The following is a 25,150-nucleotide window of genomic DNA, read 5'->3' as shown; positions in this document are numbered from 1 at the left end:
CAGTGATTTGCATTTCCACTCGGAAGCCACTAGCGGCCTGGCAGGCGACCGAGGATGCAACCAAGCCTAGTTCTTCAGGAGATGTCCGTGCGGCGTTCGACTTCTTTCCCCTTCCCGTGCGTGCGAGCCCTTGGCGGCCTGCTCCCGGCGCTGGTGCTGCTTGCACCGCTGACAGCCACCGCATTGCCGGCGCATGCCGAGACACTGCGTGACAGTGCCGCCACTCATCAGGAAACCCAGCGTGAGCTGCAGGCGCGCATCGACGCCGCCGATGACGAGACGCGCGCGCTGCTGGTGCGCCTGCGTGAAGCGCGTCAGGAAGCCGCGCGTCTGGAAAGCTATACCGCGGAACTGACGCCGCTGAATGCTGACCGCGCGGCGCGTATCGAGCGTCAGCGCACGGCGCTGGAGAATCTCGAGGCCACGCGCGAGTCGCTGCCGGGCCTGCTGCGTCAGCAGGTCGAGGAGCTGGCGGACTTCATCGAGCAGGATCTGCCGTTTCTCAAGGACGAGCGTCTCGCGCGCGTCCAGCGTCTGCGTGACAACCTCTCCAATGCCAGCCTGAGCAATGACGAGCGCCTCGATCAGCTGCTCAACGCCTGGCAGCAGGAGCTGAGCTACGGTCAGGGCTTCGATACCTGGCGCGCAGGACTTGTCGGTGGGGAAGACACCGAGGTGCAGTATCTGCGTGTCGGCCGCGTCGGCCTCTATTATCTGACGCTGGATGGTCAGCATGGTGGCGCCTGGCAGGCCAGAAATGGCAGCTGGCAGGTGCTGGATGACAGCGGCCTGGAGGCGCTGCGCAAGGGCATCAGCATGGCGCGTGACCAGCAGGCACCGTCACTGGTGACCCTGCCGCTGTCGGTGCCGGTCGAGGACGTCGAGCTGGCTCCGAAGGGGCGCCTGTCGCAGTCCGCGCTCGAGAGCGCCGATCAGGCTGCCGCGGCAGTCACCAGCACACGTACCACCACTACCCGTACCGCGCAGGAGTCCAGCTGATGGCGACGAATTCACAAGCGCCACGTGCGTCTCTGTCACGCCTGTTGCTGACGGCCGGCACCCTGGGGCTGCTGACGTTGTCGTCTCCCGCCGTGCTGGCGGCGACCGGCAGTGCCGAGCAGTCATTGAGCGTCGAGCAGTTCGAACAGGCCGCCAGTCAGGCCGAAGGCCGCGATCAGGCGCGTCTCGACACCCTGTTGTCGGATCGCGAGGCACTGCAAGCGGCGGTCAGCGAGGCCGAGGCGCGGCGTGACAGCCTGCGTGAGACGCGCGCGACCCTCGAAGCCGAGGCGCAGGAACAACAGGCGACCCTCAGCGGTCTGGACGAAGAGCGTCAGGCCCAGCAGGGCGACCTCGGTCAGGTGTTCGAGGTGGCGCGCAAGCATGCCCGCGAGACGCGTGAAGCACTGGCGGGCAACTGGCTGCTGGTCGGCGGCCAGGCGCGTCTGCCGGACCTGGGGCCGCGCGATGAGGTGCCGGGCCGCGAGCGACTCGCCGCCCTGACCGCGGACATCCGCAGCATCGCCACCGAAAGCGGTCGCGCACTGCGCTTCCAGGCACCGCTGGCCGGGCCGGATGGCAGCATCAAGCCGCGTGAGATCGTGCGCGTCGGCGAGCAGATGGCCTTCAGTGGTCGCCACCTGCTGGCGCCGCTGTCGGAAGACAAGGCCGTGGATGGCCCCTCGGCGCTGGACACCCTCGGCCTTGCGGGCACCACGCCGCTGCGTATTCGCAAGCAGCTGGCGGCCTTCGATGCCGGCGACAGTGATCGTCTGAGCTTCGATCCCACCGGTGGCGATGTCACCCAGGCACTGGCGCGGGCGCCGCGTCTCGGTGAGCGCCTCAAGCAGGGCGGTGCCGTCGGTTATGTCATCGTCGGTCTTGGCGTGCTGGGCCTGATCATCGCGCTGATCCAGCTGGTGCGTCTGTCGCTGACCCGCCGGGCGGTCAAGCGTCAGGAAGCCGACCTGAGCCAGCTCAGTGACGACAACCCGCTGGGCCGTGTGCTGCATCGCTTTGAAGGCATGCGACATGATCACGAGCCGGAAGCGCTCGAGGCCCGTCTCGACGAGGCGTTGCTGGCCGAGCAGCCCAGGCTCGAGCGTGGCCAGGCGCTGGTCAAGCTGCTGGCTGCCATCGCGCCACTGCTGGGTCTGCTGGGCACCGTGACCGGCATGATCGGCACCTTCCAGTCGATCACCGTCTTCGGTACCGGCGACCCCAAATTGATGGCCGGCGGTATCTCCCAGGCGCTGGTGACCACCGTGCTGGGTCTGGTGACCGCCGTGCCGCTGCTGTTCGCCCAGACCGGACTTTCCAGTCTGTCCAAGGGCCTGATGGGCCGCCTCGAGGGTCGCGCCAGTGCACGTCTGGCCGATCACCTCGAGAAGCGCGCCCCGAGCAAGGCTGTCAGCGCGGCGGCGCGTCAGCGGGATACCGAGCATGCCTGATTCGTTGGCCGCCTCTTCCTTGCTGAGCGGTGGCTTCGCGCCAGTGATGCGGCTGGTGGAAAGCGGTGGCCCGCTGATCGTGGTGATCTGCCTGATCGCCATGGTGCTGTTCGGGCTGGCGCTGGAACGCGGTCTCTACTGGCGGCTCGTGCATCGTCCGGCGCGTCAGCAGTTGATCCACGACTGGGTGGCGCGCAGCGAACACCACAGCTGGTCGGCGCTCACCCATCGCGAAGTGCTGACCCGTGAGCTGCTGTCACGCCTGCGCGCGCCGCTGCCGTGGCTCAAGCTGCTGGTGCTGATCTGTCCGCTGGCAGGCCTGTTGGGCACCGTGACCGGCATGATCCATGTCTTCGATTCGCTGGCGATCGCCGGCACCGGCCAGGCGCGTGCCATGGCCGATGGTGTGGCTCGCGCCACGCTGCCGACGCTGGCCGGCATGGCGGTCGCGGTGGTGGGCCTGATGTTCGTCACGCGTTTCGAGCGCGTGGTGCGTCGTGAAGACCAGCGTCTGCACGACCGTCTGGCGCGCGCCGTCGATGATGCACGTTCCGGCATGTCCGCTGCGAACGGCTTTGATTCCTCCTCTGATACAAGCGAGACACCACATGCGTAGACGTCGCATGGAGGCCGCGGAAGACAGCGGCGAGATCAATCTGACGCCGATGCTGGATGTCGTCTTCATCATGCTGATCTTCTTCATCGTCACCACCAGCTTCGTCAAGGAGTCCGGGGTCGAGATCCAGCGTCCGGAAGCCTCCAATGCCACGGCGCGCCCTGACGCGGCGGTCATGGTCGCCATCACCGCCGAGGGCGCGGTGTGGGTCGACGGCAAGCCGGTGGATGCCCATCGCGTCGGCGACGCCGTGGCCGATCTTGCCGATGGTCAGCCGGTGGTGATCCAGGCCGACAGCCGCTCACAGACCGGTCTGCTGGTCGAGACGATGGATGCACTGCGCAACGCGGGTGTGCAGGACATCGCGGTCGCCGCCTCGAAAGGCGAATGACATGACGCGACGCCTGTATGCCAATCGACTCGTCGGGCTTGTCGGTGGTGCCTTGCTGGCGCTGGTGCTGTTCTATGCGCTGGCCTTGCTGGTCGCGCCGCCGGTGAACGACACGCCGCCACCGGAGCCGCTGTCGGTCTCCACCGTTCAGGCGCCTGAAGAGGCACCGGCGCCCGCGCCGGCGGCGAGTGAAAGTCTGCCCACGCCGCCGGCCGAGCCACCGCCGCCACCCAAGGCAGCGCCGATGCCGGCACCCAAGGCGACAAGCCCGGTGGCGATTCCCGAGGTCAAGACACCATTGCCGCCGACGCCAGAGCTGACCATGGATGACAGCCTGCCGCCGCTGGAAGTCGAGCGTCCGCCCAAACCGACGCCCAAGCCAGCACCCAAGGCCAAGCCGGAACCCAAGGCGGTCGCCAAGCAGGCCGAGGCCGCTTCATCGGCGCAGTCGGCGTCTGATGCGTCATCACAGGCCGCGGCGAAGCCGTCAAAGCCCAAGGCAGCCCCGGCGGCGCAGGGTGGTTCACCGCGGCCCACCGTGCGCACCGCTCCTGAATATCCGAGTCGCGCGCGTCGCCGCGGCATCGAGGGCTTCGTCGAGGTGGCGTTCGTGATTCGTCCGGATGGCAATGTCGATGGCGGTTCGCTGCGGGTGGTGCGTGCCGAGCCGTCGGGCGTGTTTGACCGGGCGGCGATGAAGGCGATCGCGCGCTGGGAATTCCCGGCCGCGGGCAATGCGCGCCAGGCGCGCCAGCGGCTCGAGTTCCAGTTGCGTTGAGGCAACCCATGACCCCGTGGCGCGGGCTTTCATCGGGTGTCTGATGTGTGTCATATGTCGTCATCTCTGATGCCGTGGACTTATCGGCAATGCGCCGGGTCATGGCAGCGGATGAACGCAAGAGGAAAGACTCATGGTAGCGAAATCCACACCGCCGCAGGACGCCGACAGCTCTGAGCGATCGCGAGGCCTGATGGCGCGGGCGCGCCAGCTGCTGACACGCGGCGGGCGTCGACTCACCCGCGTGACGCTGGTCTCGACCTGCCTGATGCTGATGATGGAAGTTGGTGGCATCAGTGCGGCTCATGCGGCGACCCGCGTCTCCGCCGAAGTGGCGGGGCAGTTGCGCACGCTGCAGTCACGGCTGGATGAAGGCGATTATGATGCGGTCGGTGAGCGCGCCGAACGTGAGGCCAAGCGCCAGCGTGGTGAAGTGCGTGCGCTGTATCTGTCATTGGCGGCCAGTGCGCGAGCGCGCCAGGGCGATCAGGCCCAGGCGGCACGTCTGTATGCCGAGGCGCGTCGCCTGCCGGGCGTCAATGCCTCCCAGGCTCGCGAGTGGCTGCGTCGTGAAGCGATGCTGCGTCTGCGCGCCGGTGAGCGCGACAGTGGTATCGCCCGTCTGGCGGAATATCTGCACGGCGGCTCGGCGAGTGCCGATGACCTGTGGCTGGCGGTCAGTCTGGAAGCCACCCGAGGTGACTGGGCGCGCGCCGAGGACTGGCTGGAGCGTGCCAGCAAAGCGAGTGCGCCGAGCGGCGATCGCCTGAAGCTGGCCGTCAGCGTCTATCAGCAGACCGGCCGCCATGGCGCGGCGGTGGCGCTGGTCGAGCAGGGACTGGGCGAGTCACGCGACCCGCAGGACTGGCAGCGTGCCGTGGCGCTCTATCAGCGCCTCAACCAGAACACCCGCGCCGCCAGCACCTGGGAAGCGGCGTGGGCGGCGGGGATCGTCAGCGGCAGTGACGCCTACCAGCAGCGAGTCGACCTGCAGCTGGCGGCCGGTGCGCCGGCGCGGGCGGCGGAGCTGATCGAGGCGGGGCTTTCGAAATCCGCGACACCCGAGGGGCAGCCGCTGCTTGACGATACCCCGGCGCTGCGTCGCCAGCTGGCACAGGCCTGGACGGCGGCGCGCGATGTCGAGCATGCGCTCAAGGCGTGGGCAGCCGTCTCGCAGCAGAGCCAGTCACTCGAGGATGCCCGGCAGTATGCCGAGCTTGCCTATGATTGGGGCCGCTGGGAAACGGCGCAGCAGGCGCTGGCCGCGGCCGGTGAGCGTGGCGATGACTCGGCGCGTCATTGGCTGCTCTCCGGCGTGGTCGCCAGTCAGCTGGAGCAGTTCGACCCTGCGCGTGAAGCCTTCAAGAAGGCTCAGGCGCGTGGCGCCGAAGGGGCCGATGCCTGGTTGAAATCCGTCGCGCAGCGCTGATGACGTGAGACGCTGGCGATCCAGCGCTGCCTGAGTATCACTGCAACGAAAACGCCGCCTTTCCTGATCGTCCTGAGACGGGAAAGGCGGCGTTTGCGTGTCTGGCGATCGTGTTCGCGCTGGCGTTGCTCAGCGCATCAGCCGATATCGGTCCACACCGGGGCGTGATCCGACGGCTTTTCCATGCCGCGCAGCGCGTAGTCGACACCGGAATCCTTGATCAGCGGAGTCAGGCCGGGGCTGGTCATGATCAGGTCGATGCGCAGGCCGCGCCTGGGCTCACGCTCGAAGCCGCGCGAGCGGTAGTCGAACCAGCTGAACTGATCATCGACTTCCGGGTGCACGTGGCGGAAGCTGTCGGTCAGGCCCCAGGCGTAGAGGCGCTCCATCCACTCGCGCTCGATGGGCTGGAAGCTGGTCTTGCCTTCGCGCAGCCAGCGCTTGCGGTTGGGTTCGCCGATGCCGATGTCGCGGTCGGTGGCCGAGATGTTGTAGTCGCCCATCACCACCACATGCTGCTCGGGCTGGTGGTCTTCTTCCAGCAGGCGGAACAGCTGCTGATAGAAGCGCGTCTTGTAGGGGAACTTCACCGGGTGCTCGATATTCTCGCCCTGGGGGAAGTAGCCGTTGTAGACGATCAGCGGCTCGCCGTTCGGGCCGTCGATCTCGACGCCGATCATGCGCTTCTGGGCATCCTCGTCGTCATCCGGCATGCCGTAGTGCACCTTCTTCGGCACCTGTCGGGTCAGCATCGCGACGCCGTAGTGGCCCTTCTGGCCGTGCCATACCACGTGATAGCCCAGCGCCTCGATGTGCGCGTGGGGGAATTCACTGTCCTGCACCTTGGTTTCCTGCAGGCCAATGACTTCCGGCTGATGCGTCTCGATCAGCGCTTCCAGCTGATGCGGACGCGCACGGATGCCGTTGATGTTGAAGGAAATCAGGCGCATCACGCTTCGCCTCCACCATCATCCTTGGAGGAGCTGTCTTCCTTTGCCGGCGCATCAGGGTGCAGCGGCAACAGCGGCGCCGCGTTCATGCGTTCCAGCTTGGCGGCAGCCTGGGACTTGCGCTGGTCCTTCTTCTTGGCCACGTAACGCGGGCCGGAATGCACCTGGTCCGGGTTCTCGGCGCGCCACTTCTTGAAGTCCTTGCGGCGGCCGGTACGAATCTGCACCTTGTCGGCGATGGAGCGGCTCTTCTTTCTACGTGTCATCTTCGGGCTTTCCTGTTCGGTGTCGGCAGTCGCCAGCCTTGAGTCGCACGGCAAGGCCGCGGCACGCGGGCAACCGCATCAGTTGTCGGGCATTCTACCAGCCTGCATGGGGCGGGTGCCATGAGGGGCGTCGTGGTGAGAGGCATCGCGTGTCGTGCGCGCGAGGATGTTTCGCGCCGAGTGCGTCATGATGCAGGGGCGCGAAGACGCCGGCGGGCTGGTACAATATGTCGGCGTTATCGTCGCTGCCCGCAGGTGAGGTGCGTGACTGGCCGCTTGAACCGACGCCTTGTGTCTCATGCACGATGGCGGGTCGCCTGCCCCTCGGGGCGCGTTTCCCCTCACGCATGTCAGAGACAACGGCTTGCCGGACGCGCCAGTCTTGCTGCCATTGCCCGTGCCAGCGACATGCAATATGCAATATATGAGTGTTACCTGAATGACCCTGGCAGGTACGCCGCCCCGGCCCACACAGTAAGACATATAGACAGACGGGCGGCGGCGAACTGTCCCGTGGCGTGGCCAAGGTTGCCCGGCAGCCTGATGCCTGCCCGATGAAGAAGCCCTTTCGACCGACACGCAGTATCGGCCGTCCTTGTGGCGACCCATGAGCCTGTCCGTTGCGTGAGCCCGGCGATGACATGACCGGTGCCACGTGAGCAGACCCTCATGGCAGACGTCCGCTCCAGTCCCTTGCCGAACATTCGGGCAGGGGAGCGCTGGATGCGTGAATCCGTCAAGAACAGGTGAGAGCATTCGTGTCCTTCTGCACCCGAGGCCTGCGTGGCCTCGGAGACGCACACCCAGGGGGTGTCGCGCAGAAGGGCAGGGGATGGCTCCCAATCCGGTAAAGGCGCATGCAGCCCGAGACTACCGCGCATCAGGCGCGAGTCAGGCGAACCAGGTGAGACGACTGGGCATGACGAACCAACCGGGTGTGGCCTGTCACGGCGAGATTCCGAGAACGACCCGCGCCTGTCGCATATGAACCCTTGAAAAGAACGGATTACATGAGCGAGACGGATCAGACCCAGCCAGCCGCTGAGCAGACTCAGCAAGAGCCGCAGGACCCGAACCAGAAGCCGAGAAAGCCCAAGCGTCGTCGTCGCAAGCCGCGTCGCTCCCAGTCCAAGTGGAACCTCGATCAGTTCCCGGTCGCGCCGGTCGCCGGTCAGTGGCGCTTCCATGATTTCGATCTGCCGCTGCCGCTGATGCGTGCCATCCAGAAGGCCGGCTTCGAATGCTGCACCCCGATCCAGGCCCAGACCTTCGAGAAGGCGCTGCTGGGTGGTGACGTAGTCGGTCGTGCCCAGACCGGCAGCGGCAAGACCGCCGCCTTCCTGATCGCCACCCTGGCCTACTTCCTGGAAGAGAAGGCGCCGGAAGGCCAGAAGCCGGGCGCGCCGCGTGCCGTCATCATCGCGCCGACCCGTGAGCTTGCGCTGCAGATCGAGAAGGACGCCAAGGCGTTCTCCGAATTCGCGCGCATCTCGGTGGCCTGCGTGGTGGGTGGCATGGACTACCAGAAGCAGCGTGAACGCCTCGAGCGCAAGGTCGACCTGCTGGTCGCAACGCCAGGCCGCCTGCTCGACTTCCACACCAAGCGTGATGTCGATCTCTCCGAGACCGAGGTGCTGGTGGTCGACGAAGCGGACCGCATGCTGTCGATGGGCTTCATTCCCGACGTCAAGCGCATCATCCGCGCCACGCCGCGTCCCGAAGAGCGCCAGACGCTGCTGTTCTCCGCCGAGCTGTCTTCCGACGTGCTGGGGCTGGCCGAGCAGTGGACGCATGAGGCGACTCAGGTCGCGGTCGAGCACGAAGCGACGGCTGCCATCGCGGCGGACAACGACGCCGTGCAGACCTACACCGTGAGCGATGATGACAAGCTGCGTCTGCTGATCAATCTGGTGAAGCAGGGCGAGATGGAGCGCTCCGTGGTCTTCGGCAACAGCCGTGGGCTGGTGCGCAAGATCAACGCCGCGCTCAAGGAAGCCGGTATCGAATCGGCGGTGATGTCCGGCGCCGAGACCCAGACCGAGCGCCTGGAAGCCCATGAGGCCTTCCGCAACGGCAAGCTCAAGGTGCTGGTGGTCAGCGATGTCGCCGGACGTGGCTTCGCACTCGAAGACGCGACCCATGCGATCAACTTCACGCTGCCGGAAGTGCCGGAAGACTACGTTCACCGTGCAAGCTTCAGCGATGTGACCTTGATCAGCTTCGTCGGTGAGGAAGATGTCTTCTCGCTGCCGGAAATCGAAGACTACCTGCAGGAAACGCTGCCGCGTCAGCAGCCGCCCCAGGGCCTGCTGTAACGCCTGCTTGCCTCCGACCGGTCACAGAAAGGTGGCCGGCCGCGCAGGGCAGTCGAGGTGGATGGCAGTAGCACGCAAAGACGGCGGACAGCTCAGGCTGTTCGCCGTCTTGCGCTCCATGATCCGCTGTTTTGACGACGAGTTAGCTGACGACAAGTGATCTGCTGACAAGCAGCCAGTCGCCAGTTGTCGTCGGCCGGATGTCGTGGGTCAGGGGTGGATGGCCAGTTGAGGAGAGAGACACGCAATGCTGGAAGATAGCCTCAAGGGCGAGATTCAGGGCGCCTATCGCAAGTTGCTCGAGGGTCTTGAGCTGACGCCGCGCTACGGGCAGCGGCTGATGATCGCCGAGATCGCGCGCACCCTGGGCAACATCGAGCAGAATCCGGAAGGCTATCGCCTCGGCAACGAGCATGTCTGCGTGCTGGAGGCCGGTACCGGCACCGGCAAGACGCTGGCCTATCTGCTCTCCGCGCTGCCGGTGGCCAAGGCGCGCGGCAAGCGGCTGGTGGTCTCTACCGCGACCATCGCGCTGCAGGAGCAGGTCATGCATCAGGACCTGCCGGCGCTCAAGAAGCATTCGGGGCTGAGCTTCGACTACGCCCTGGCCAAGGGCCGTCGCCGTTACCTGTGCGTGCAGAAGCTGGATCAGGCGCTGGAAGGTGTCGAGGACAACCCGACCATGGCGCTGTTCGAGCGCGACATGATCGCCAGCGACGGCGGCAGCTTCGTGGAGCTGGCCGGCAAGATGGCCGAGGACTATGCCAGCGGCGAATGGGCAGGGGACCGCGACAGCTGGCCGCTGCAGGTCGAGGACCGCGACTGGGCGCGCCTGACCACGGACCACCGTCAGTGCACCAATCGCCGCTGCAGCCACTTCTCGGCGTGTGCCTTCTTCCGTGCCCGTCGTCAGTTGGAGCAGGCCGACATCATCGTCGCCAACCATGACCTGGTGCTGGCGGATCTCTCGCTGGGCGGCGGGCTGGTGCTGCCATCGCCCAGTGACTGCATCTACGTCTTCGATGAGGCGCACCATCTGCCCGACAAGGCGCTGGATCACTTCCATCACCGCACGCCGATCAATCAGACGCTGCGCTGGCTGGGCAATCTCAAGAAGTCGCTCACCGAGCTGAATGCGGCGCTGGGCAGTCAGCCGACCATCGGCCGCCTGCTGGCGCGCATGCCCGAGTTGCTGGCGGATATCGAGCCGCGTCTGGGCGAGGTGTTCGGGCTGGGGCATCAGCTGGCGGATCTGCCCAATGGGGCCGGCGAGGACGTCACCAATCATCGCTTCGAGCGCGGTCAGGCACCGGAGGCGCTCAAGGAGCTGGGTCACAACCTGCTCAAGGGCTTCGCGGAGCTGTCGCGGGCGCTGGAGCAGATCGCCGACATCCTGCGTGAGAGCCTGGACCCGGAGAAGGCCACCGGCCTGCCCAAGGAGAATGCCGAGGATTGGCTGCCGCTGGTGGCCCTGTTGCACGGGCGTGCGCTGGAAGCCCATGCGCTGTGGGAGGCCATCGGTTTGAGCGACCCTGCCGATGGGCCGCCGCATGCGCGCTGGCTGACCTTCGAGCGCTTCAATGGCGAGCCGGAGATGACCGTCTCGGCAAGTCCGGTGTCGGCCGCGGAAACGCTGGCGCGTCATCTGTGGGGCGCCTGTTTCGGTGCGGTGCTGACGTCGGCGACCCTGACGGCGCTCAATCGCTTCGAACGCCTGCAGGAGCGCGCAGGCCTGGCCAATCGCTATCGCTATCAGCGCCTGCCCAGCCCGTTCGATTATGGCAAGGCGGTGCTGGCCATCCCGCGCGAGGCGGTGGAGCCGTCGCCGCCCGGCCCGCATGAGCAGGCGATCGTCGACTTCGTCAATGCGCTGGATGTGCGCGAGGCGGTGCTGGTGCTGTTCAGTTCGCGCAAGCAGCTGGCGGCGGTCAACAAGGCGCTGGACAGCGAGACCCGCAAGCGGGTGCTGGCGCAGAGTCGTCTGCCCAAGCATGAGCTGCTCAGTCAGCATCGCAAGGCGGTGGATGGCGGGCGCGGCAGCATCATCTTCGGGCTGGCGAGCTTCGCCGAGGGCATCGACTTGCCCGGCAAGTATCTGACCCACGTGGTGATCACGCGGCTGCCGTTCGCGGTGCCGGATGACCCGGTCGGTGCAACGCTGGCGGAGTGGATCGAGTCGCGGGGCGGCAATCCGTTCATGCGTATCGCGGTGCCGGATGTCTCCATCAAGCTGGTGCAGGCCTGTGGGCGCCTGATCCGCAAGGAAGCCGATGAAGGGCGTATCACGATTCTGGATCGACGCATCCTGACCAAGCGTTACGGTCAGCAGTTGATCGAGGCCTTGCCGCCCTTCGTGCGCGAGATCGATGGCGTGCGCCAGAACTGATGGGGCAGGGCTGGTAGGTCAGAGCTGACGACGCAGCGGCCACAAAAAAGCCCCGCCAATCGGCGGGGCTTTTTCATTCATCCAATGCTGTCGGCCTGAAATCAGTGGCCTCAGGCTTCTGGATCAGGCTTCTGGCCCCAGGCTTCTGGCTCAGGCTTCGGCAGGCTGCTCGAGGCGAGCGCGCAGTGCATCCTTGAGCTTGGCGTCCATGGTCTTGAAGGTGTCTTCGGTGGTGGCCCAGTCGATGCAGGCATCGGTGATGGAGACGCCGTATTCCATCTTGCTGCGGTCGGCATTGATCTTCTGCGCGCCCCAGTTGATGTGCGACTCGACCATCAGGCCCATGATGGAGCGATTGCCCTCGAGAATCTGCTGGGTGACGTTCTCCAGCACCAGCGGCTGCAGGCCCGGGTCCTTGTTGGAGTTGGCGTGGGAGCAGTCGACCATCAGGTTGGCGGTGACGCCGGCCTTGGCCAGTTCCTGCTCGGCCAGCGCGACGCTGACGCTGTCGTAGTTCGGCTTGCCGTTGCCGCCACGCAGCACGACGTGGCCGTAGGCGTTGCCACGCGTGCGGATGATCGCGACCTGACCGGCCTGGTTGATGCCCAGGAAGTTGTGACCGTGGGACACGGACTGCAGGGCATTGACGGCGACATCCAGCGAGCCGTCGGTGCCGTTCTTGAAGCCGACCGGGCACGACAGGCCAGAGGCCATCTCGCGGTGGGTCTGGGATTCGGTGGTGCGGGCGCCGATGGCAGACCAGCTGATGCAGTCCTGCAGGTACTGCGGGGAGATCGGGTCGAGGGCTTCGGTGGCCAGCGGCAGGCCCATCTCGGCCAGTTCGACCAGCAGGCCGCGCGCGATGTGCAGGCCTTCCTCGATCTCGAAGGTGTCATTGAGGTGCGGGTCGTTGATCAGGCCTTTCCAGCCGACGGTGGTACGCGGCTTCTCGAAGTAGACGCGCATCACGATGTAGAGGCTGTCCTTCACTTCCTCGGCCAGCACCTTCAGGCGGCGCGCGTAGTCACGGGCGGCGTCCAGGTCATGGATGGAGCAGGGGCCGACCACGACCAGCAGGCGCGGGTCTTCACCGTCCAGAATGCGCTGGATGGTGCGACGGCCTTCGATGACGGTCTCTTCGGCCTTGGCGGTCAGCGGGATGTCCTGCTTGAGCGCTTCGGGGGTGATCAGCACGTCCTGTGACAGGACGTTGAGGTTGTTGACGTGTTGTTCTGACATGACAGTGTCCTGAGCGGTGTGCGGTCTGCATGGCTGCTAGCAGAGTCAGACGGGCGTCTTCGCGCCCGCCATCCGTGTTGTGCGTACTGAATGACGTCCATGGTATCTGCTGCATGCCGGCTTGTCAGCGTCCTTGGGTCAAATTTAATCAACTGTCAAGCTGACTGGCGCTGACTTGAGGCTCGTGTGACTCAAGATAAGCGTAAATCGTAAAGAAATCGTTACGCTTTGACGTGTCAGCGTCGCCAAACGCTGTCATGACGGGAGTGAACACGCAAAACCTGAGGCTTTGACGGCATGGCGTCTTGCCGTACAAATGATAAACAGGAACACTGTGCGTTGATTTTGGTCGCGTCAGCGGGCCGCCGGGCGCTTTTTCGCCCCGCGCCAGGCATCGCATCCATCACAACGAATATCAAAGGGGCCGGATAACGCATGCGCGAGTCGCAATTCCTGTCAGGTGCTGATGCCCCGGGGATTCCTGATGTGGAGTCCGCAAGCGGTGCCTCCACTCCCGCGGAGGGAGCGAGTGAATGAGTGTCAATGAAACGGACCAGCAGTTGGTCGAGCGCGCCCAGAAAGGGGATAACCGCGCCTTCGATCTGCTGGTCAGGAAATATCAGCACAAGATTCTCGGCCTGATCAGCCGTTACGTACACGATCATTCAGAAGTGCAGGATGTCGCCCAGGAAGCCTTCATCAAGGCCTATCGTGCGTTGCCCAACTTCCGGGCCGAGAGCGCCTTCTATACCTGGATGTACCGGATCGCCATCAATACGGCCAAGAATCATCTGGTCTCGCGGGGCCGTCGTCCGCCGGGCACCGACATGGATATCGGCGATGCCGAGGTGGTCGATCAATCCGGTCGCCTGTCGGACATCGAGACGCCGGAAGCCGCCATGGCGCGCGATGAGCTGGAGAAGGTCGTCTTCGAGGCCATCGAGAAGCTGCCTGAAGACCTGCGCACCGCCATCACGCTGCGCGAATTCGATGGCCTGTCCTATGAGGATATCGCCGAGGTGATGCAGTGCCCGGTGGGCACGGTGCGTTCGCGTATCTTCCGTGCACGTGAAGCGGTCGACAAGGCGATCCAGGGGCTGGTCAGTCCCGCCTCGGCGGTGTCTGCCGTCGAGTGACGTCGCTGTTCTGCGTCGCCCCTGTGAGAGAAGAGCCACAAAAATTTTGTTGGTTAAATTCAATCAACTCAGTGGCTTGGCGAAATCTTGCAGCTAAAGTGAATGTTTTCTGAACGAATGGCGGAACAATCCGTGCGGCGCGTGTTCTTACTGTTCAGTAGTCATGTAGCTCAGCGACTGCGTGCATGAGCGCTGGAAAGTTGAGTGGTGAGGGGCAGGGCACGAAAGCCCCTCTTCCACGGCGCAGTAACGCTGTTTGCCGTTGGCCCGCTCGGGCCATCAGCCGCCATGGTGAATGACGCCATTTGTTGCCAGGAGTGCAGATTGAAGTCGTCGTTCAATCTGACGAGTGTGAGGGTATTTACGCATGAATCTGAAGACCACCGAATCCGTGAAGGAGTCGCTGTCCGCGCTGATGGATGCGGAGGGTGACGAGCTGGATCTGCGTCGTGTCCTCAAGGGGCTCGATGAGTCTCCTGAGGCTGCAGACACCTGGCGCCGCTATCACCTGGCGCGCAGTGCCATGCATCGTGAGCGTGAAAGCACCTTCACTCTGGATATCGCGTCGGCGGTCAGCGCCGAGGTCGAGCTGATCTCCCGCGAGGCTCCCGCGAGTGCACCGCCCGTGGCCGAGCGCCGCAGCCTGTTCTCCTTTGCCGGTTCCGCGGCCATCGCGGCAGGCGTCGCGGTGATGGTGATCACCGGCGTGCAGGTCTTCAATGGCGGTGACAATGGGGTGCCCGGCGGCGTGAACAGCGGCGCAGAGCTTGCCAGCGGTTCTTCCGTCAACCAGGGTGGTTCAGCCATCCAGGGCGGCACCGTGCGTCAGGTCAGCCAGCCGTCGGTGAACGCCGAGGCGTCTCAGTGGGTACAGCCCGGTGCCAACAGCGGCTTGATGCAGGTCGGCGTGACGCCCTCCAGCTCACGTCCGATGTTCATGGCGCCGCAAAGTGGCAGCTACGATTCCGGCATGTCGTCCAGCAATGTCGCCGCGGCGGATCTCGCCCAGCGTCGTCTGCTCGAGGCCTACCTGAGCCAGCATTCCTCGCGCGGCCCGGTGCCGGAGCGCAGTGAGTGGATCAGCCTGCAGGATGTTGCCCAGTAACATTTTCTGGATGACTGGCTTGCGCTGGCGTCATTGCCAAGGCAGATGAAAGCAGCATGGATAGACAAGAAAAGAGGGGCAGCCATTGGCTGCCCCTCTTTTCTTGTCTGTATGACCTGGTTGCGCCCACATGACCTGGTCGCGTCCGGCCAGCGCCGTCACTTGCCGGTGTGACCACGCTCGGCCTCAGTCATGCAGATAGCGATCTGCCGTCTGGATGTAGAGTGCCTCGACCTTGGCGCGTGCCCAGGGCGTGCGGCGCAGGAACTTGAGGCTCGAGTTGATGCTCGGGTCGCTGCGGAAGCAGTTGATGGGAATCAGCTCGCCCAGGGTCTCGAAGCCGTAGTGGTCCACCAGCCAGGTCAGCAGTGCCTTGAGGGTGACGCCGTGCAGCGGTTCCAGGCGGGAGGTGGATGGGGGTGCGTCGCTCATGCGGGCTCCTGTTGATGGTATCGTGGGCGCTTATCGGGCCTGAGGCGCGTGAAGTGCCGCCGTGAATGACGCTATTCTACGCGTATGTGTCGCCAGTGCGCGGCGAGTTTTTGCAGGAGTCAGCAAGATGATGCAGGAAGAGGGGCAGGTCACGGGGCATGGCAAGGAAGGCGTCTGGGTCGAGACCCAGCGTCGCTCCACCTGTGGTGCCTGCAATGCGCGCAGTAGCTGTGGCAGCGGCCTGTTGAGCCAGTTTTCGCGTCGCAAGCCGCATCGCGTGCTGATCCATGTGCCGGCAGGCGAAGACTTGCCGATGGTGGGTGAGCGGGTGGTGATCGGCATCGATGAGTCGGCGTTTCTGCGCAGTGCGGGCCTGCTGTATGGCCTGCCGCTGGTCAGCGGCATGCTGGGGGGAATCGTGGCCGAGCAGCTGGCGGGCGCTGGCACCCTGGCGGTGCCGTTGGGCTTCGCGCTCTCGTTGGCGGCGGGCCTGATGGTCGTGCGCTGGCATGCCGCGCGTCCTGAGCGCCAGGCACTCTACCGGCCGCGCTTGATGCGTCGTCTCGGCATGGACGCGATGGCGATCAAGGCGCTGTAGTCGTCGTGCTCAAGTGATAGCGGTAGTCGACTCTCTCGGCAGATAGGGGAGTGACTTGCGTAGTCGGCAGGTGGCGTCGTCAGTCTGCATCGGGCTGGCATCGGCACCTGTCGGATGTTGGCGACGCATGGTTGCGTCCAGCGCGGCACCAATCGCTGAACTTCAACGACGCTTCGACGTCAATGAGAAGGACGCCGCCAGCGATGTGACGCTGCCATCGTCAGTAGTTGCGTGATTGCACGCCTGATAACAAGTGATGACAGGACGTACCAGGAGCCGCACTGATGAAATCCCTTTCCCGCCTGATGGTACCTGCCTTGGCCATGGCTGCCCTGATGGGCTCCCAGCTGGTTCAGGCTCGTGAATTGCCCGACTTCACCCAGCTGGTCAAGGACTCGGCGCCCGCGGTGGTCAATATCGCGACCACCACCGAGATCCAGCGCAGCTCGGGGCCGGTGTTCCGTGGGCCCAATGGCGAAGAGATGCCCGAATTCTTCAAGCGCTTCTTCGGTGATCAGCTGCCTGGTCCGGGCCGCGGGGGCGTCGAGAAGCGCTCCAGTCTCGGGTCTGGCTTCATCATCTCCGATGATGGCTACATTATGACCAATGCCCACGTCATCGACGGTGCCGATGAGGTGATGGTGCGCCTCAACGACCGCCGCGAACTCAAGGCGCAGGTGGTCGGTGAGGACAAGAAGACCGATATCGCGCTACTCAAGGTCAAGGCGGAAGACCTGCCGACCTTGCCGATGGGCGACAGTGATGCTCTGGAAGTCGGCGAATGGGTGGCCGCGATCGGCTCACCGTTCGGCTTCGATCATTCCGTCACCGCCGGTATCGTCAGCGCCATCGATCGCACCCTGCCGTCGGACGCCTATGTGCCGTTCATCCAGACCGATGTGGCGATCAATCCGGGCAACTCCGGTGGGCCGCTGTTCGATCTCGATGGCGATGTGGTGGGCATCAACTCCCAGATCTATACCCGCTCCGGCGGCTTCATGGGCGTGAGCTTCGCGATTCCGATCAATGTGGCGATGGATGTCGCCGACAAGCTCAAGACCGATGGGCGCGTGGACCGCGGCTGGCTGGGCGTCGTCATTCAACCGGTGTCCAAGGACCTGGCCGAATCCTTCGGGCTGGACCGTGCGCGCGGTGCGCTGATCGCCGATCTTGATCCGGACGGCCCTGCCGCCGCCGCTGGCCTCAAGAGCGGTGACATCATCACCGCCGTGGATGGCAAGGCGGTCGAGAGCTCGGCGTACCTGCCGCGCATGGTCGGTGCCAGCTCGCCGGGCGATTCGCTCAAGCTCTCCATCCTGCGCGATGGCAAGAGCCAGACGTTGACCGCCAAGGTCGGCCATTGGCCGGGCAGTGAGCAGGCGCATGCCGGCAAGGCCAGTGACGACAAGCAGGGGCTGGGTGTCGCGGTGGCAGAGCTCGACAAGGCCAGCTTGAACGAGCTCAACCTCGATCACGGGGTGCGCGTGATGGAAGTCGACCCGCAGGGCGTGGCTGCCGAGGCAGGCATCAGCGCTGGCGATGTGCTGGTCGAACTCAATCAGCAGCCGTTGACCAGCGTGCAGGCGCTGCGCGATGTGGTCGCCAAGCTGCCGACCAACCGTCCGGTCTCGCTACGCCTGGTGCGCAATGGTCGCCCGCTGTACATCGCACTGCGCATGCGTGCTGACAGCGACAAGTGATCCCGCCAGCGCCTGACGCAAGCGTCAAGAACTTGAGCGACGAGCGCGCAGGCAACAGAAGGCGACCGCCACCAGCAGGACGGCGGTCACTCCGGCAGCAGACGGGGCGCACGGGCGACTGTGCGCCCCGTCTGCTGCCGGGCGGCCCTGCGGTTCACCCGAGATCAGGCGGGTTGTGACAGGGCCGGAGGGGCGCAAAAGGCAACGCCTTCTATCATCGCTTGTGGTCGGACTGTACAATGCGTGCAATTCGATTTCCGTCGTCTCCCGTGTTGGCCGTGTGATTTCACGGAGACGGGCACAAATACAGAGCAGTGATCCATGACCGAACGCGTAACGCCGCCGTCCTTGAAGCATATCCGCAACTTCTCAATCATCGCCCACATTGACCACGGCAAGTCCACGCTGGCTGACCGCATCATCCAGCTGTGCGAAGGCTTGAGCGACCGTGAGCTCAAGGAGCAGGTGCTTGACTCGATGGACATCGAGCGTGAGCGCGGCATCACCATCAAGGCGCAGTCGGTGACCCTCGACTACCACGCTGACGATGGCAATACCTATCAACTGAACTTCATCGATACGCCGGGGCACGTCGACTTCTCCTATGAAGTCTCGCGCTCGCTGTATGCCTGTGAAGGGGCGCTGCTGGTGGTCGATGCCGGCCAGGGCGTCGAAGCCCAGTCCGTGGCCAACTGCTACACCGCCATCGAGCAGGGGCTCGAGGTGCTGCCGGTCCTCAACAAGATGGATCTGCCGCAGGCGGACCCGGAGAAGGTCTCCCAGGAGATCGAGGAGATCATCGGCCTGGACGCGACGGATGCCTGTCAGGTGTCGGCCAAGTCCGGCATGGGCATGGAAGCGCTGCTCGAGCGTCTGGTGCGTGACATTCCGCCGCCCAAGGGCGATCCGGAGGCACCGCTGCAGGCGCTGATCATCGATTCCTGGTTCGACAACTACCTCGGCGTCGTCTCGCTGGTGCGTATCTTCGACGGTACCCTGAAGAAGGGCGAGAAGATTCGCCTGAAGTCCACCGGCCGTGACTGGGAAACCGGCGCGATCGGTATCTTCACGCCCAAGCGCAAGGAAACCGGCGTGCTGCGCGCCGGCGAGGTCGGCTTCATCGTCGCCGGGATCAAGGACATCATGGGCGCGCCGGTGGGTGACACCATCGTGCACACCAAGACCGCCGACAAGGTCGAGCGTCTGCCGGGCTTCCAGAAGGTCAAGCCGCAGGTCTATGCCGGCATGTTCCCGATCAGCTCCGATGACTACGAGGACTTCCGTGATGCGCTGCAGAAGCTGGCGCTCAACGATGCCTCGCTGGACTACGAGCCGGAAAACTCCGACGCGCTGGGCTTCGGTTTCCGTGTCGGCTTCCTCGGCACCTTGCACATGGAGATCATCCAGGAGCGTCTGGAGCGTGAGTACAATCTCGATCTGCTGACCACCGCGCCGACGGTGATCTATGAGGTGCTGATGGACAACGGCGATGTGCTGCCGGTGTCCAACCCGTCCAAGCTTCCGGACATGGCCAACGTCGATGAGCTGCGCGAGCCGATCTGCCGCGCTACCATCCTCGTGCCGCAGGAATATGTCGGCAACGTCATCACCGAGTGCGTCAATCGTCGTGGCGTTCAGCTCGACATGCAGTTCCTGGGTAGCCAGATCCAGCTGATCTATGAACTGCCGATGGCGGAAGTGGTGATGGACTTCTTCGATCGCCTCAAGTCCATCTCCAAGGGCTATGCGTCGCTGGATTACAGCTTCGAGCGCTTCGAGGCGGCCAAGCTGGTGCGTCTGGACGTGCTGATCAACGGCGACCGCGTCGATGCACTGGCGGCGATCATCCACCGTGATCACGCACATGGCCGCGGCCGTCTGCTGGTCGAGAAGATGAAAGAGCTGATTCCGCGTCAGATGTTCGATGTGGCGATCCAGGCTGCCGTCGGTGGCCAGGTCGTGGCACGCTCCACCGTCAAGGCGCTGCGCAAGAACGTGACCGCCAAATGTTACGGCGGCGACGTCAGCCGCAAGAAGAAACTGCTCGAGAAGCAGAAAGCGGGCAAGAAGCGCATGAAGCAGGTCGGCCGGGTGGAAATTCCCCAGGACGCCTTCCTTGCCGTGCTCAAGATGAACGACTGAGGCAGGCCGCCGTCTGGCGGCTTGCCACCAAGACCCAGGGCAGACAGGGACAACGATGGATTTCTCGCTAGTATTGGTGATTGCCGTAGCGGTAGCCGGCGTGGTGTGGTTGATAGACCTGGTTGCCCTGCGCAGTGCGCGCAAGGCGCGTGTGGCCAAGGCCGAGGCCTCCGTCGAAGGAGAACTGGACGCTGGCACGCGTGAGAAGCTGGCGCGTGACCCGTGGCCGGTGGACTATGCCAAGTCCTTCTTCCCGGTACTGCTGCTGGTGCTGGTGGTGCGCTCCTTCGCGTTCGAGCCGTTCCAGATTCCGTCCGGCTCGATGTTGCCGACGCTCAAGATCGGCGACTTCATCCTGGTCAACAAGTATGACTATGGCCTGCGCCTGCCGGTGGTCGACACCAAGGTGCTGGAAGTCGGCGAGCCGGAGCGTGGCGATGTGATGGTGTTCCGTTTCCCGGAGGATCCGTCCACCAACTTCATCAAGCGCGTCGTCGGCCTGCCGGGCGATACCATTCGTTACGAAGGCAAGCAGCTCTACGTGAATGGTGAGGCCATCGACAAGACATTGAATGCGCGCAACTCCAGTGAACAATCCGGTGAAGACCTGCTGGATGAGACACTGGGGAAACACGCCCATCAAATCTACAATAACCCTCAGGACCCCGGCCCGCAGATGCGCGAGATCCGGGTGCCGGAAGGCATGTACTTCGTGATGGGTGACAACCGTGATCACTCCAACGACAGCCGCTACTGGGGCTTCGTGCCGGAAGAGAACATCGTCGGCAAGGCGGTGGCGGTGTGGATGCACTGGAAAGAAGGGTTCCCGGACTTTTCCTCGGTACGCCTGATTCATTGATCAGTGCATTGACCGGGCCGCCGAGAGGCGGCCCGGTCGTGTCTGGCAGGGCTACATTGGCCCGCCGGCCTTATCAGTGCGGATTTTCGACATGGGACGATGCGTCGTGCCTGCCATGTCAACCTGCTGTTCATCATGTCGGATCCGTGGCCACAAGCTTGCGGGCAGCGCGGCTGACGAATATCGGATTGGGATGGTGGCAATCGGCAACTCCTCAAGCCGCGTAGGCTTCGGGCATCGCGAGACATGTCGAAGACGACAGGCATCAGCCAGCATGACTGATGCACCATTCGACAGGACGCCCGCGGGCGTCAGCGACAAAAAGAGAGTAGGGAGACCTGTGAGTAGCCCGCTGAATGCCTTTGTAAAGCGTATCGGCCACACCTTCGAGGATGCGAGCCTGCTGGAACTGGCTCTGACCCATCGAAGCTATGGTGGCCAGAACAATGAGCGTCTCGAATTCCTTGGCGATTCCATCGTCAACTTCGTGATCGCCGAAGCGCTGTTTTTGCGCTTCCCCCAGGCCCGTGAAGGCCAGCTGTCACGCCTGCGTGCGCGCCTGGTCAAGGGCCAGACCCTCGCGGAGCTGGCGCGTGAATTCAATCTCGGCGAGAACCTGCGTCTGGGCTCCGGCGAGATGAAAAGCGGCGGTCACCGTCGCGAGTCCATTCTGGCCGATGCCGTGGAAGCTGTGATCGGCGCCATCTATCTGGACGCCGGCATGCAGGTGGCGCGTGAACACGTGCTGCGCTGGTACGCCACCCGTCTTGAAGCACTGAATCTTCAGGACACCCAGAAAGACCCCAAGACGCGTCTGCAGGAATTCCTGCAATCGCGTCAGGCGGCACTGCCGCGTTATGAGGTGACCAGCGTCGAAGGCGAAGCGCATTCGCAGACCTTCAGCGTCGATTGCCACGTCGAGATGATCGACACCAAGACCACAGGCGTCGGCTCCAGCCGCCGTCATGCTGAACAGCAGGCGGCCGAGTTCGCGCTGCAACTGCTCGAACCTGCCCGCGGAGGCCGCTCATGAGCCATACCCCAGAAGACAACGTCACCCCGAGCGGCGACGCCCCTGATCACTCCACTGATAACGGCGCCGGCACGCCGGATGCCCTCGAGGGCATGCTGGCCGCCGCCGGTGTCAGCGATCAGCCGCTGCCGGACACCCGCTGTGGCTTCGTCGCCATCGTCGGTCGCCCGAATGTCGGCAAGTCGACGCTGATGAACCACATCCTGGGCCAGAAGGTCTCGATCACCTCGCGTCGTCCGCAGACCACGCGTCACCAGGTGATGGGTATCCACACCGAAGAGGGCACCCAGTGCGTCTTCGTCGATACCCCGGGGATCCACATCATGCAGCGCGATCGCAACAAGGCGATCAACCGCTTCATGAACCAGGCCGCCACCCAGGCGCTGCGTGACGTCGATGCCGTCGTCTTCATCGTCGACCGCACCCGCTGGATGGAAGAAGACCAGATCGTGCTCGAGAAGCTGGCCCACGTGAAGGCGCCGGTGATTCTGGTGGTCAACAAGATCGATTGGCTCAAGGACAAGACCACCCTCGCGCCCTGGCTGCAGAGCCTGCAGGAGCGTCGTGACTTCGCGGCCATCATTCCGATGTCGGCCAAGAATGGCACCAACATCGATCTGCTGCTCGAGAACGTGATGAAGCGTCTGCCGCAGGGCGAGCACATGTTCGCGGACGACCAGATCACCAACAAGAGCTCTCGCTTCCTTGCCTCCGAGCTGGTGCGCGAGAAGGTGATGCGTCAGCTGGGCGACGAACTGCCCTACCAGATGACCGTCGAGATCGAGGAATTCAAGACCGATCAGCGCGGCACCCTGCACATCAGCGCGCTGATGATGGTCGAGCGTCAGGGTCAGAAGAAGATCCTGATCGGCGAGAACGGTGAGCGCATCAAGAACATCGGTCGTGAAGCGCGTCTCGAGATGGAACGTGCCTTCGACGCCAAGGTCATGCTGAACCTGTGGGTCAAGGTCAAGCGTGGCTGGTCGGATGACGAGCGTGCCCTGAAGAGTCTGGGTTACACCCACGACAAGGACTGACGACGCCGCGCGAGCGGTGCAGGGTGGTGGCGATCCGAGAGGGTCGCGACTGCCGTGTGCCGCCCGTCGCCGATTCGATGTTCTCGCGGTCTCTGCCGCGCACCGCCTGGCCTTGCCCAGGCGGTCTCGTTTCTTGCCAGCCCTTCTGCCAGTCCTTCTGCCAGCTTTTTTTGCCAAGCCACCGTCTGACGTGAGCCTGCCTGATGACGCCGCAACCGGCCTTCCTGCTGCATCGCAAGCCTTACCGTGAAACCAGTGCCATCATCGAATTGCTGACCCTCGAACACGGAAGGGTGCGCGCGGTGGCGCGTGGCGTTCAGCGCCCGGGCAGCAAGGCGCGCGCACGACTGCAGCCGTTCACGCCCTTGCATGTCACCTGGCGTGGCGAGAGCGATCTCAAGACTCTCAACCTGATGGAGACCGGCGGCAGCGCCAGTCTGCTGGCGGGTGAGGGGCTGCTGTGCGGGTTCTACGCCAATGAGCTTTTGACCCGCACGCTGCCGGTGGAAATGCCGGTGCCGGAGCTGTTCGCGCTCTACTCGCTGACATTGGACGAGGTGGCACTGCCCGCCAGACGCGCGGCCGCGCTCAGGCGGCTCGAATACAGCCTGCTGGAAGCGCTGGAACAACTGCCGCAGTTTCGCGCTCTGGATGACAGCCCCTTGATGCCGGATGTGCGCTATGACTATGTGGTCAGTGAGCGACGCTTTCAGGCGCAGCCGCCAGGCGCGGCGGGCATCGAAGGGCGGGCCCTGAAGTTGCTGGCCAGCGAAGACCGGGGGCATGCAGGGCTTGCCCGCGAGAGCCTGTGGCTGGCGCGGCGTGCGCTGGCGCCGCTGCTGGGGGACCGTCCGCTGCGTTCGCGCGAGTTGATGATGCAGCTGACGGCCAGGCGGCGTCAGAGTCGTCAGTCCGACTGACGTCATCAGGCGTGGCGACACTGTCCGGCTGCGGCGTGACGCATGATAGTATTGCGCGACCTGTCTTCGGCATGGCCCTCGTCGCCATGCCTGTTCTCTTGTTCATCGTTAGGAGCTGATCATGCATCCGCTGCGCATCCTGCTCGGGGTCAACATCGACCACATCGCCACACTGCGTCAGGCGCGTGGTACCCGCTATCCGGACCCGGTCCAGGCCGCGCTGGTCGCGGAAGAGGCGGGTGCCGACGGTATCACCGTGCACCTGCGTGAAGACCGTCGCCACATCCAGGAGCGCGACGTGCGCATTCTGGCCGAGGTGCTCAACACGCGCATGAACCTCGAGATGGCCGTCAGCGAAGAGATGCTGGCGCTGGCCGAGGAAGTCCAGCCGGCCAACGTGTGTCTGGTGCCGGAAAAGCGCGAAGAGCTGACCACCGAAGGCGGACTGGATGTCGCCGGTGACCTGGCGCGCATCACCGCCGCCTGCGAGCGTCTGGCAGCGGCGGGCTGTGAAGTCTCGCTGTTCATCGACCCGGAGCCGGAGCAGATCCGTGCCGCCTTCGAGGCCGGTGCGCCGGTCATCGAGCTGCATACCGGCGCCTATGCCGATGCCACGGGCGAGACGGCGCGTGTCGAGTTCGAGCGTATCGCGGCCGCCGCGGAACTGGCCAACGAGCTGGGGCTGGTGGTCAATGCCGGTCACGGCCTCAACTATCACAACGTCGAGGCGATCGCGGGTATCTCCGGGCTCAACGAGCTGAACATCGGTCACGCGATCATCGCGCGCGCCATGTTCGTCGGCCTGAAGGAGGCCGTCATCGAGATGAAGCGTCTGTGTATCGCAGGCCAGGAAGCGGGCCTGATGGCCGCGCTGGATGCGCACGATCATGACCATGACCACGAACACGGTGATGACCATGAGCATGTGCAGGGTTCAGGCTGCTGCGGATGATCGTCGGCATAGGCACGGACATCGCGCGTATCGAGCGCTTCGAGGCAGGCATGGCGCGCCACGGCGAGCGCTTTGCGCGCCGACTGCTGGGGGAAGAGGAGCTGGCGCGCTTTGCCGATCACCCTCAGCCGGCGGCCTTTCTGGCCAAGCGTTTCGCGGCCAAGGAAGCCTTCGTCAAGGCGTTGGGCACCGGCCTGCGTCAGGGCATGCGCTTCACCCAGATTCAGGTGGTCAACGACGCCCTGGGCAAGCCCTCGCTCAAGCTGTCTGACGAGGCGGAAGCCCTGACCGCGCGGGCGGGTATCCGCCATCTGCACCTGTCGATCAGTGATGAGCGTGATCAGGCCATCGCCTTCGTGGTGCTGGAGCGTTAGCCCTATTCGGTCTGGCGCTGAATCACGACTCTGAACACGGCG

The 25,150-nt window shown here is 64.4% G+C and carries 23 protein-coding genes; 19 read left to right on the top strand and 4 right to left on the bottom strand.

All coding sequences use genetic code 11. The annotated features are described in order from the left end of the window. Positions 1 to 87 precede the first annotated feature (87 nt). The 6 genes from ACJJV2_RS12610 to ACJJV2_RS12585 all read left to right on the top strand — a co-directional run bounded on the left by ACJJV2_RS12610 (position 88) and on the right by ACJJV2_RS12585 (position 5,664). Entirely contained in the window at positions 88 to 999 is a 912-nt protein-coding gene (locus tag ACJJV2_RS12610) for a DUF3450 domain-containing protein (protein ID WP_235506905.1), read from the top strand. Next, positions 999 to 2,450 (top strand): MotA/TolQ/ExbB proton channel family protein, encoded by a 1,452-nt coding sequence (locus tag ACJJV2_RS12605; RefSeq protein ID WP_405281346.1) that lies wholly within the window; start codon positions 999 to 1,001, stop codon positions 2,448 to 2,450. Before ACJJV2_RS12610 ends, ACJJV2_RS12605 begins: the two co-directional genes overlap by 1 nt. Continuing rightward, the gene (locus tag ACJJV2_RS12600; protein ID WP_082388107.1) at positions 2,443 to 3,066 is read left to right on the top strand and encodes a MotA/TolQ/ExbB proton channel family protein; all 624 of its coding nucleotides are present in this window, start codon (positions 2,443 to 2,445) and stop codon (positions 3,064 to 3,066) included. Before ACJJV2_RS12605 ends, ACJJV2_RS12600 begins: the two co-directional genes overlap by 8 nt. After that, positions 3,059 to 3,457 carry a biopolymer transporter ExbD gene (locus ACJJV2_RS12595; RefSeq protein WP_043331884.1) on the top strand — a complete coding sequence of 133 codons (399 nt, stop codon included), beginning with the start codon at positions 3,059 to 3,061 and terminating at the stop codon, positions 3,455 to 3,457. The genes ACJJV2_RS12600 and ACJJV2_RS12595 overlap by 8 nt, the downstream gene beginning before the upstream one ends. Before the next feature lies 1 nt (position 3,458). Next, complete coding sequence (locus ACJJV2_RS12590; RefSeq protein WP_405281341.1) at positions 3,459 to 4,235, top strand: energy transducer TonB; 777 nt, start codon at positions 3,459 to 3,461, stop codon at positions 4,233 to 4,235. Positions 4,236 to 4,368: 133 nt separating this feature from the next. Then, a complete protein-coding gene (locus tag ACJJV2_RS12585; RefSeq protein ID WP_405281339.1) occupies positions 4,369 to 5,664 on the top strand; it encodes a hypothetical protein in 1,296 nt (431 codons plus the stop codon). A gap of 137 nt (positions 5,665 to 5,801) precedes the next feature. Here ACJJV2_RS12585 and xthA read toward each other — a convergent pair whose 3' ends face one another. Together xthA and ACJJV2_RS12575 are read right to left on the bottom strand one after the other, a co-directional pair. Further along, entirely contained in the window at positions 5,802 to 6,614 is an 813-nt protein-coding gene (gene xthA / locus ACJJV2_RS12580) for an exodeoxyribonuclease III (RefSeq protein WP_054554994.1), read from the bottom strand. Further along, positions 6,614 to 6,880 carry a hypothetical protein gene (locus tag ACJJV2_RS12575; protein WP_043331879.1) on the bottom strand — a complete coding sequence of 89 codons (267 nt, stop codon included), beginning with the start codon at positions 6,878 to 6,880 and terminating at the stop codon, positions 6,614 to 6,616. Before ACJJV2_RS12575 ends, xthA begins: the two co-directional genes overlap by 1 nt. Positions 6,881 to 7,890: 1,010 nt before the next feature. Between ACJJV2_RS12575 and ACJJV2_RS12570 the strand changes: the two genes are divergently transcribed. After that, positions 7,891 to 9,195 (top strand): DEAD/DEAH box helicase, encoded by a 1,305-nt coding sequence (locus ACJJV2_RS12570; RefSeq protein ID WP_405281335.1) that lies wholly within the window; start codon positions 7,891 to 7,893, stop codon positions 9,193 to 9,195. A gap of 247 nt (positions 9,196 to 9,442) precedes the next feature. Further along, on the top strand, positions 9,443 to 11,581 hold the full coding sequence (gene dinG, locus ACJJV2_RS12565; RefSeq protein ID WP_248379280.1) for an ATP-dependent DNA helicase DinG: 2,139 nt from the start codon (positions 9,443 to 9,445) through the stop codon (positions 11,579 to 11,581). Positions 11,582 to 11,731: 150 nt separating this feature from the next. Here the strand turns inward: dinG and ACJJV2_RS12560 are convergent, their stop codons facing one another. Further along, the gene (locus tag ACJJV2_RS12560; protein WP_043331875.1) at positions 11,732 to 12,820 is read right to left on the bottom strand and encodes a 3-deoxy-7-phosphoheptulonate synthase; all 1,089 of its coding nucleotides are present in this window, start codon (positions 12,818 to 12,820) and stop codon (positions 11,732 to 11,734) included. A gap of 533 nt (positions 12,821 to 13,353) precedes the next feature. On the opposite strand from ACJJV2_RS12560, the gene rpoE reads away from it, so the two are divergent. Continuing rightward, positions 13,354 to 13,956: an RNA polymerase sigma factor RpoE gene (rpoE, locus tag ACJJV2_RS12555; RefSeq protein WP_153635273.1), complete on the top strand. Its 603-nt coding sequence runs from the start codon at positions 13,354 to 13,356 to the stop codon at positions 13,954 to 13,956. Positions 13,957 to 14,323: 367 nt separating this feature from the next. Then, on the top strand, positions 14,324 to 15,061 hold the full coding sequence (locus ACJJV2_RS12550; RefSeq protein ID WP_107335316.1) for a sigma-E factor negative regulatory protein: 738 nt from the start codon (positions 14,324 to 14,326) through the stop codon (positions 15,059 to 15,061). A 186-nt stretch (positions 15,062 to 15,247) separates the two neighbouring features. Here the strand turns inward: ACJJV2_RS12550 and ACJJV2_RS12545 are convergent, their stop codons facing one another. Then, positions 15,248 to 15,493 carry a VF530 family DNA-binding protein gene (locus tag ACJJV2_RS12545; protein ID WP_405281329.1) on the bottom strand — a complete coding sequence of 82 codons (246 nt, stop codon included), beginning with the start codon at positions 15,491 to 15,493 and terminating at the stop codon, positions 15,248 to 15,250. A 127-nt stretch (positions 15,494 to 15,620) separates the two neighbouring features. Here ACJJV2_RS12545 and ACJJV2_RS12540 point away from each other — a divergent pair, with 127 nt between their 5' ends. The 9 genes from ACJJV2_RS12540 (at position 15,621) to acpS (ending at position 25,108) form a co-directional block, all read left to right on the top strand. Beyond that, positions 15,621 to 16,091 carry a SoxR reducing system RseC family protein gene (locus tag ACJJV2_RS12540; RefSeq protein ID WP_054554989.1) on the top strand — a complete coding sequence of 157 codons (471 nt, stop codon included), beginning with the start codon at positions 15,621 to 15,623 and terminating at the stop codon, positions 16,089 to 16,091. Between the two features lie 284 nt (positions 16,092 to 16,375). Further along, positions 16,376 to 17,791, top strand: coding sequence for a DegQ family serine endoprotease (locus tag ACJJV2_RS12535; RefSeq protein ID WP_107335313.1), 1,416 nt, complete (start codon positions 16,376 to 16,378; stop codon positions 17,789 to 17,791). A 321-nt stretch (positions 17,792 to 18,112) separates the two neighbouring features. Continuing rightward, positions 18,113 to 19,933 (top strand): translation elongation factor 4, encoded by a 1,821-nt coding sequence (gene lepA, locus ACJJV2_RS12530; protein ID WP_043331869.1) that lies wholly within the window; start codon positions 18,113 to 18,115, stop codon positions 19,931 to 19,933. A gap of 55 nt (positions 19,934 to 19,988) precedes the next feature. After that, positions 19,989 to 20,792 carry a signal peptidase I gene (lepB, locus tag ACJJV2_RS12525; protein WP_054554987.1) on the top strand — a complete coding sequence of 268 codons (804 nt, stop codon included), beginning with the start codon at positions 19,989 to 19,991 and terminating at the stop codon, positions 20,790 to 20,792. Between the two features lie 340 nt (positions 20,793 to 21,132). Further along, positions 21,133 to 21,825, top strand: a complete 693-nt coding sequence (gene rnc / locus ACJJV2_RS12520; protein ID WP_043331866.1) for a ribonuclease III — start codon at positions 21,133 to 21,135, stop codon at positions 21,823 to 21,825. Positions 21,826 to 21,917: 92 nt separating this feature from the next. Continuing rightward, the gene (gene era / locus ACJJV2_RS12515; RefSeq protein ID WP_052384345.1) at positions 21,918 to 22,862 is read left to right on the top strand and encodes a GTPase Era; all 945 of its coding nucleotides are present in this window, start codon (positions 21,918 to 21,920) and stop codon (positions 22,860 to 22,862) included. A 203-nt stretch (positions 22,863 to 23,065) separates the two neighbouring features. Beyond that, a complete protein-coding gene (gene recO, locus ACJJV2_RS12510; RefSeq protein WP_405281323.1) occupies positions 23,066 to 23,782 on the top strand; it encodes a DNA repair protein RecO in 717 nt (238 codons plus the stop codon). A gap of 121 nt (positions 23,783 to 23,903) precedes the next feature. Further along, positions 23,904 to 24,734 (top strand): pyridoxine 5'-phosphate synthase, encoded by an 831-nt coding sequence (pdxJ, locus tag ACJJV2_RS12505; protein ID WP_054554985.1) that lies wholly within the window; start codon positions 23,904 to 23,906, stop codon positions 24,732 to 24,734. Further along, positions 24,731 to 25,108, top strand: coding sequence for a holo-ACP synthase (acpS, locus tag ACJJV2_RS12500; protein ID WP_043331863.1), 378 nt, complete (start codon positions 24,731 to 24,733; stop codon positions 25,106 to 25,108). The genes pdxJ and acpS overlap by 4 nt, the downstream gene beginning before the upstream one ends. Positions 25,109 to 25,150: the final 42 nt, after the last annotated feature.

It is taken from the genome of Cobetia sp. Ld8, from assembly GCF_045066615.1.
GTDB classification, from domain to species: Bacteria; Pseudomonadota; Gammaproteobacteria; order Pseudomonadales; family Halomonadaceae; genus Cobetia; species Cobetia amphilecti.
The sequence above is the reverse complement of the archived record's forward strand: the minus strand, read 5'-3'. Positions and strand labels throughout refer to the sequence as shown.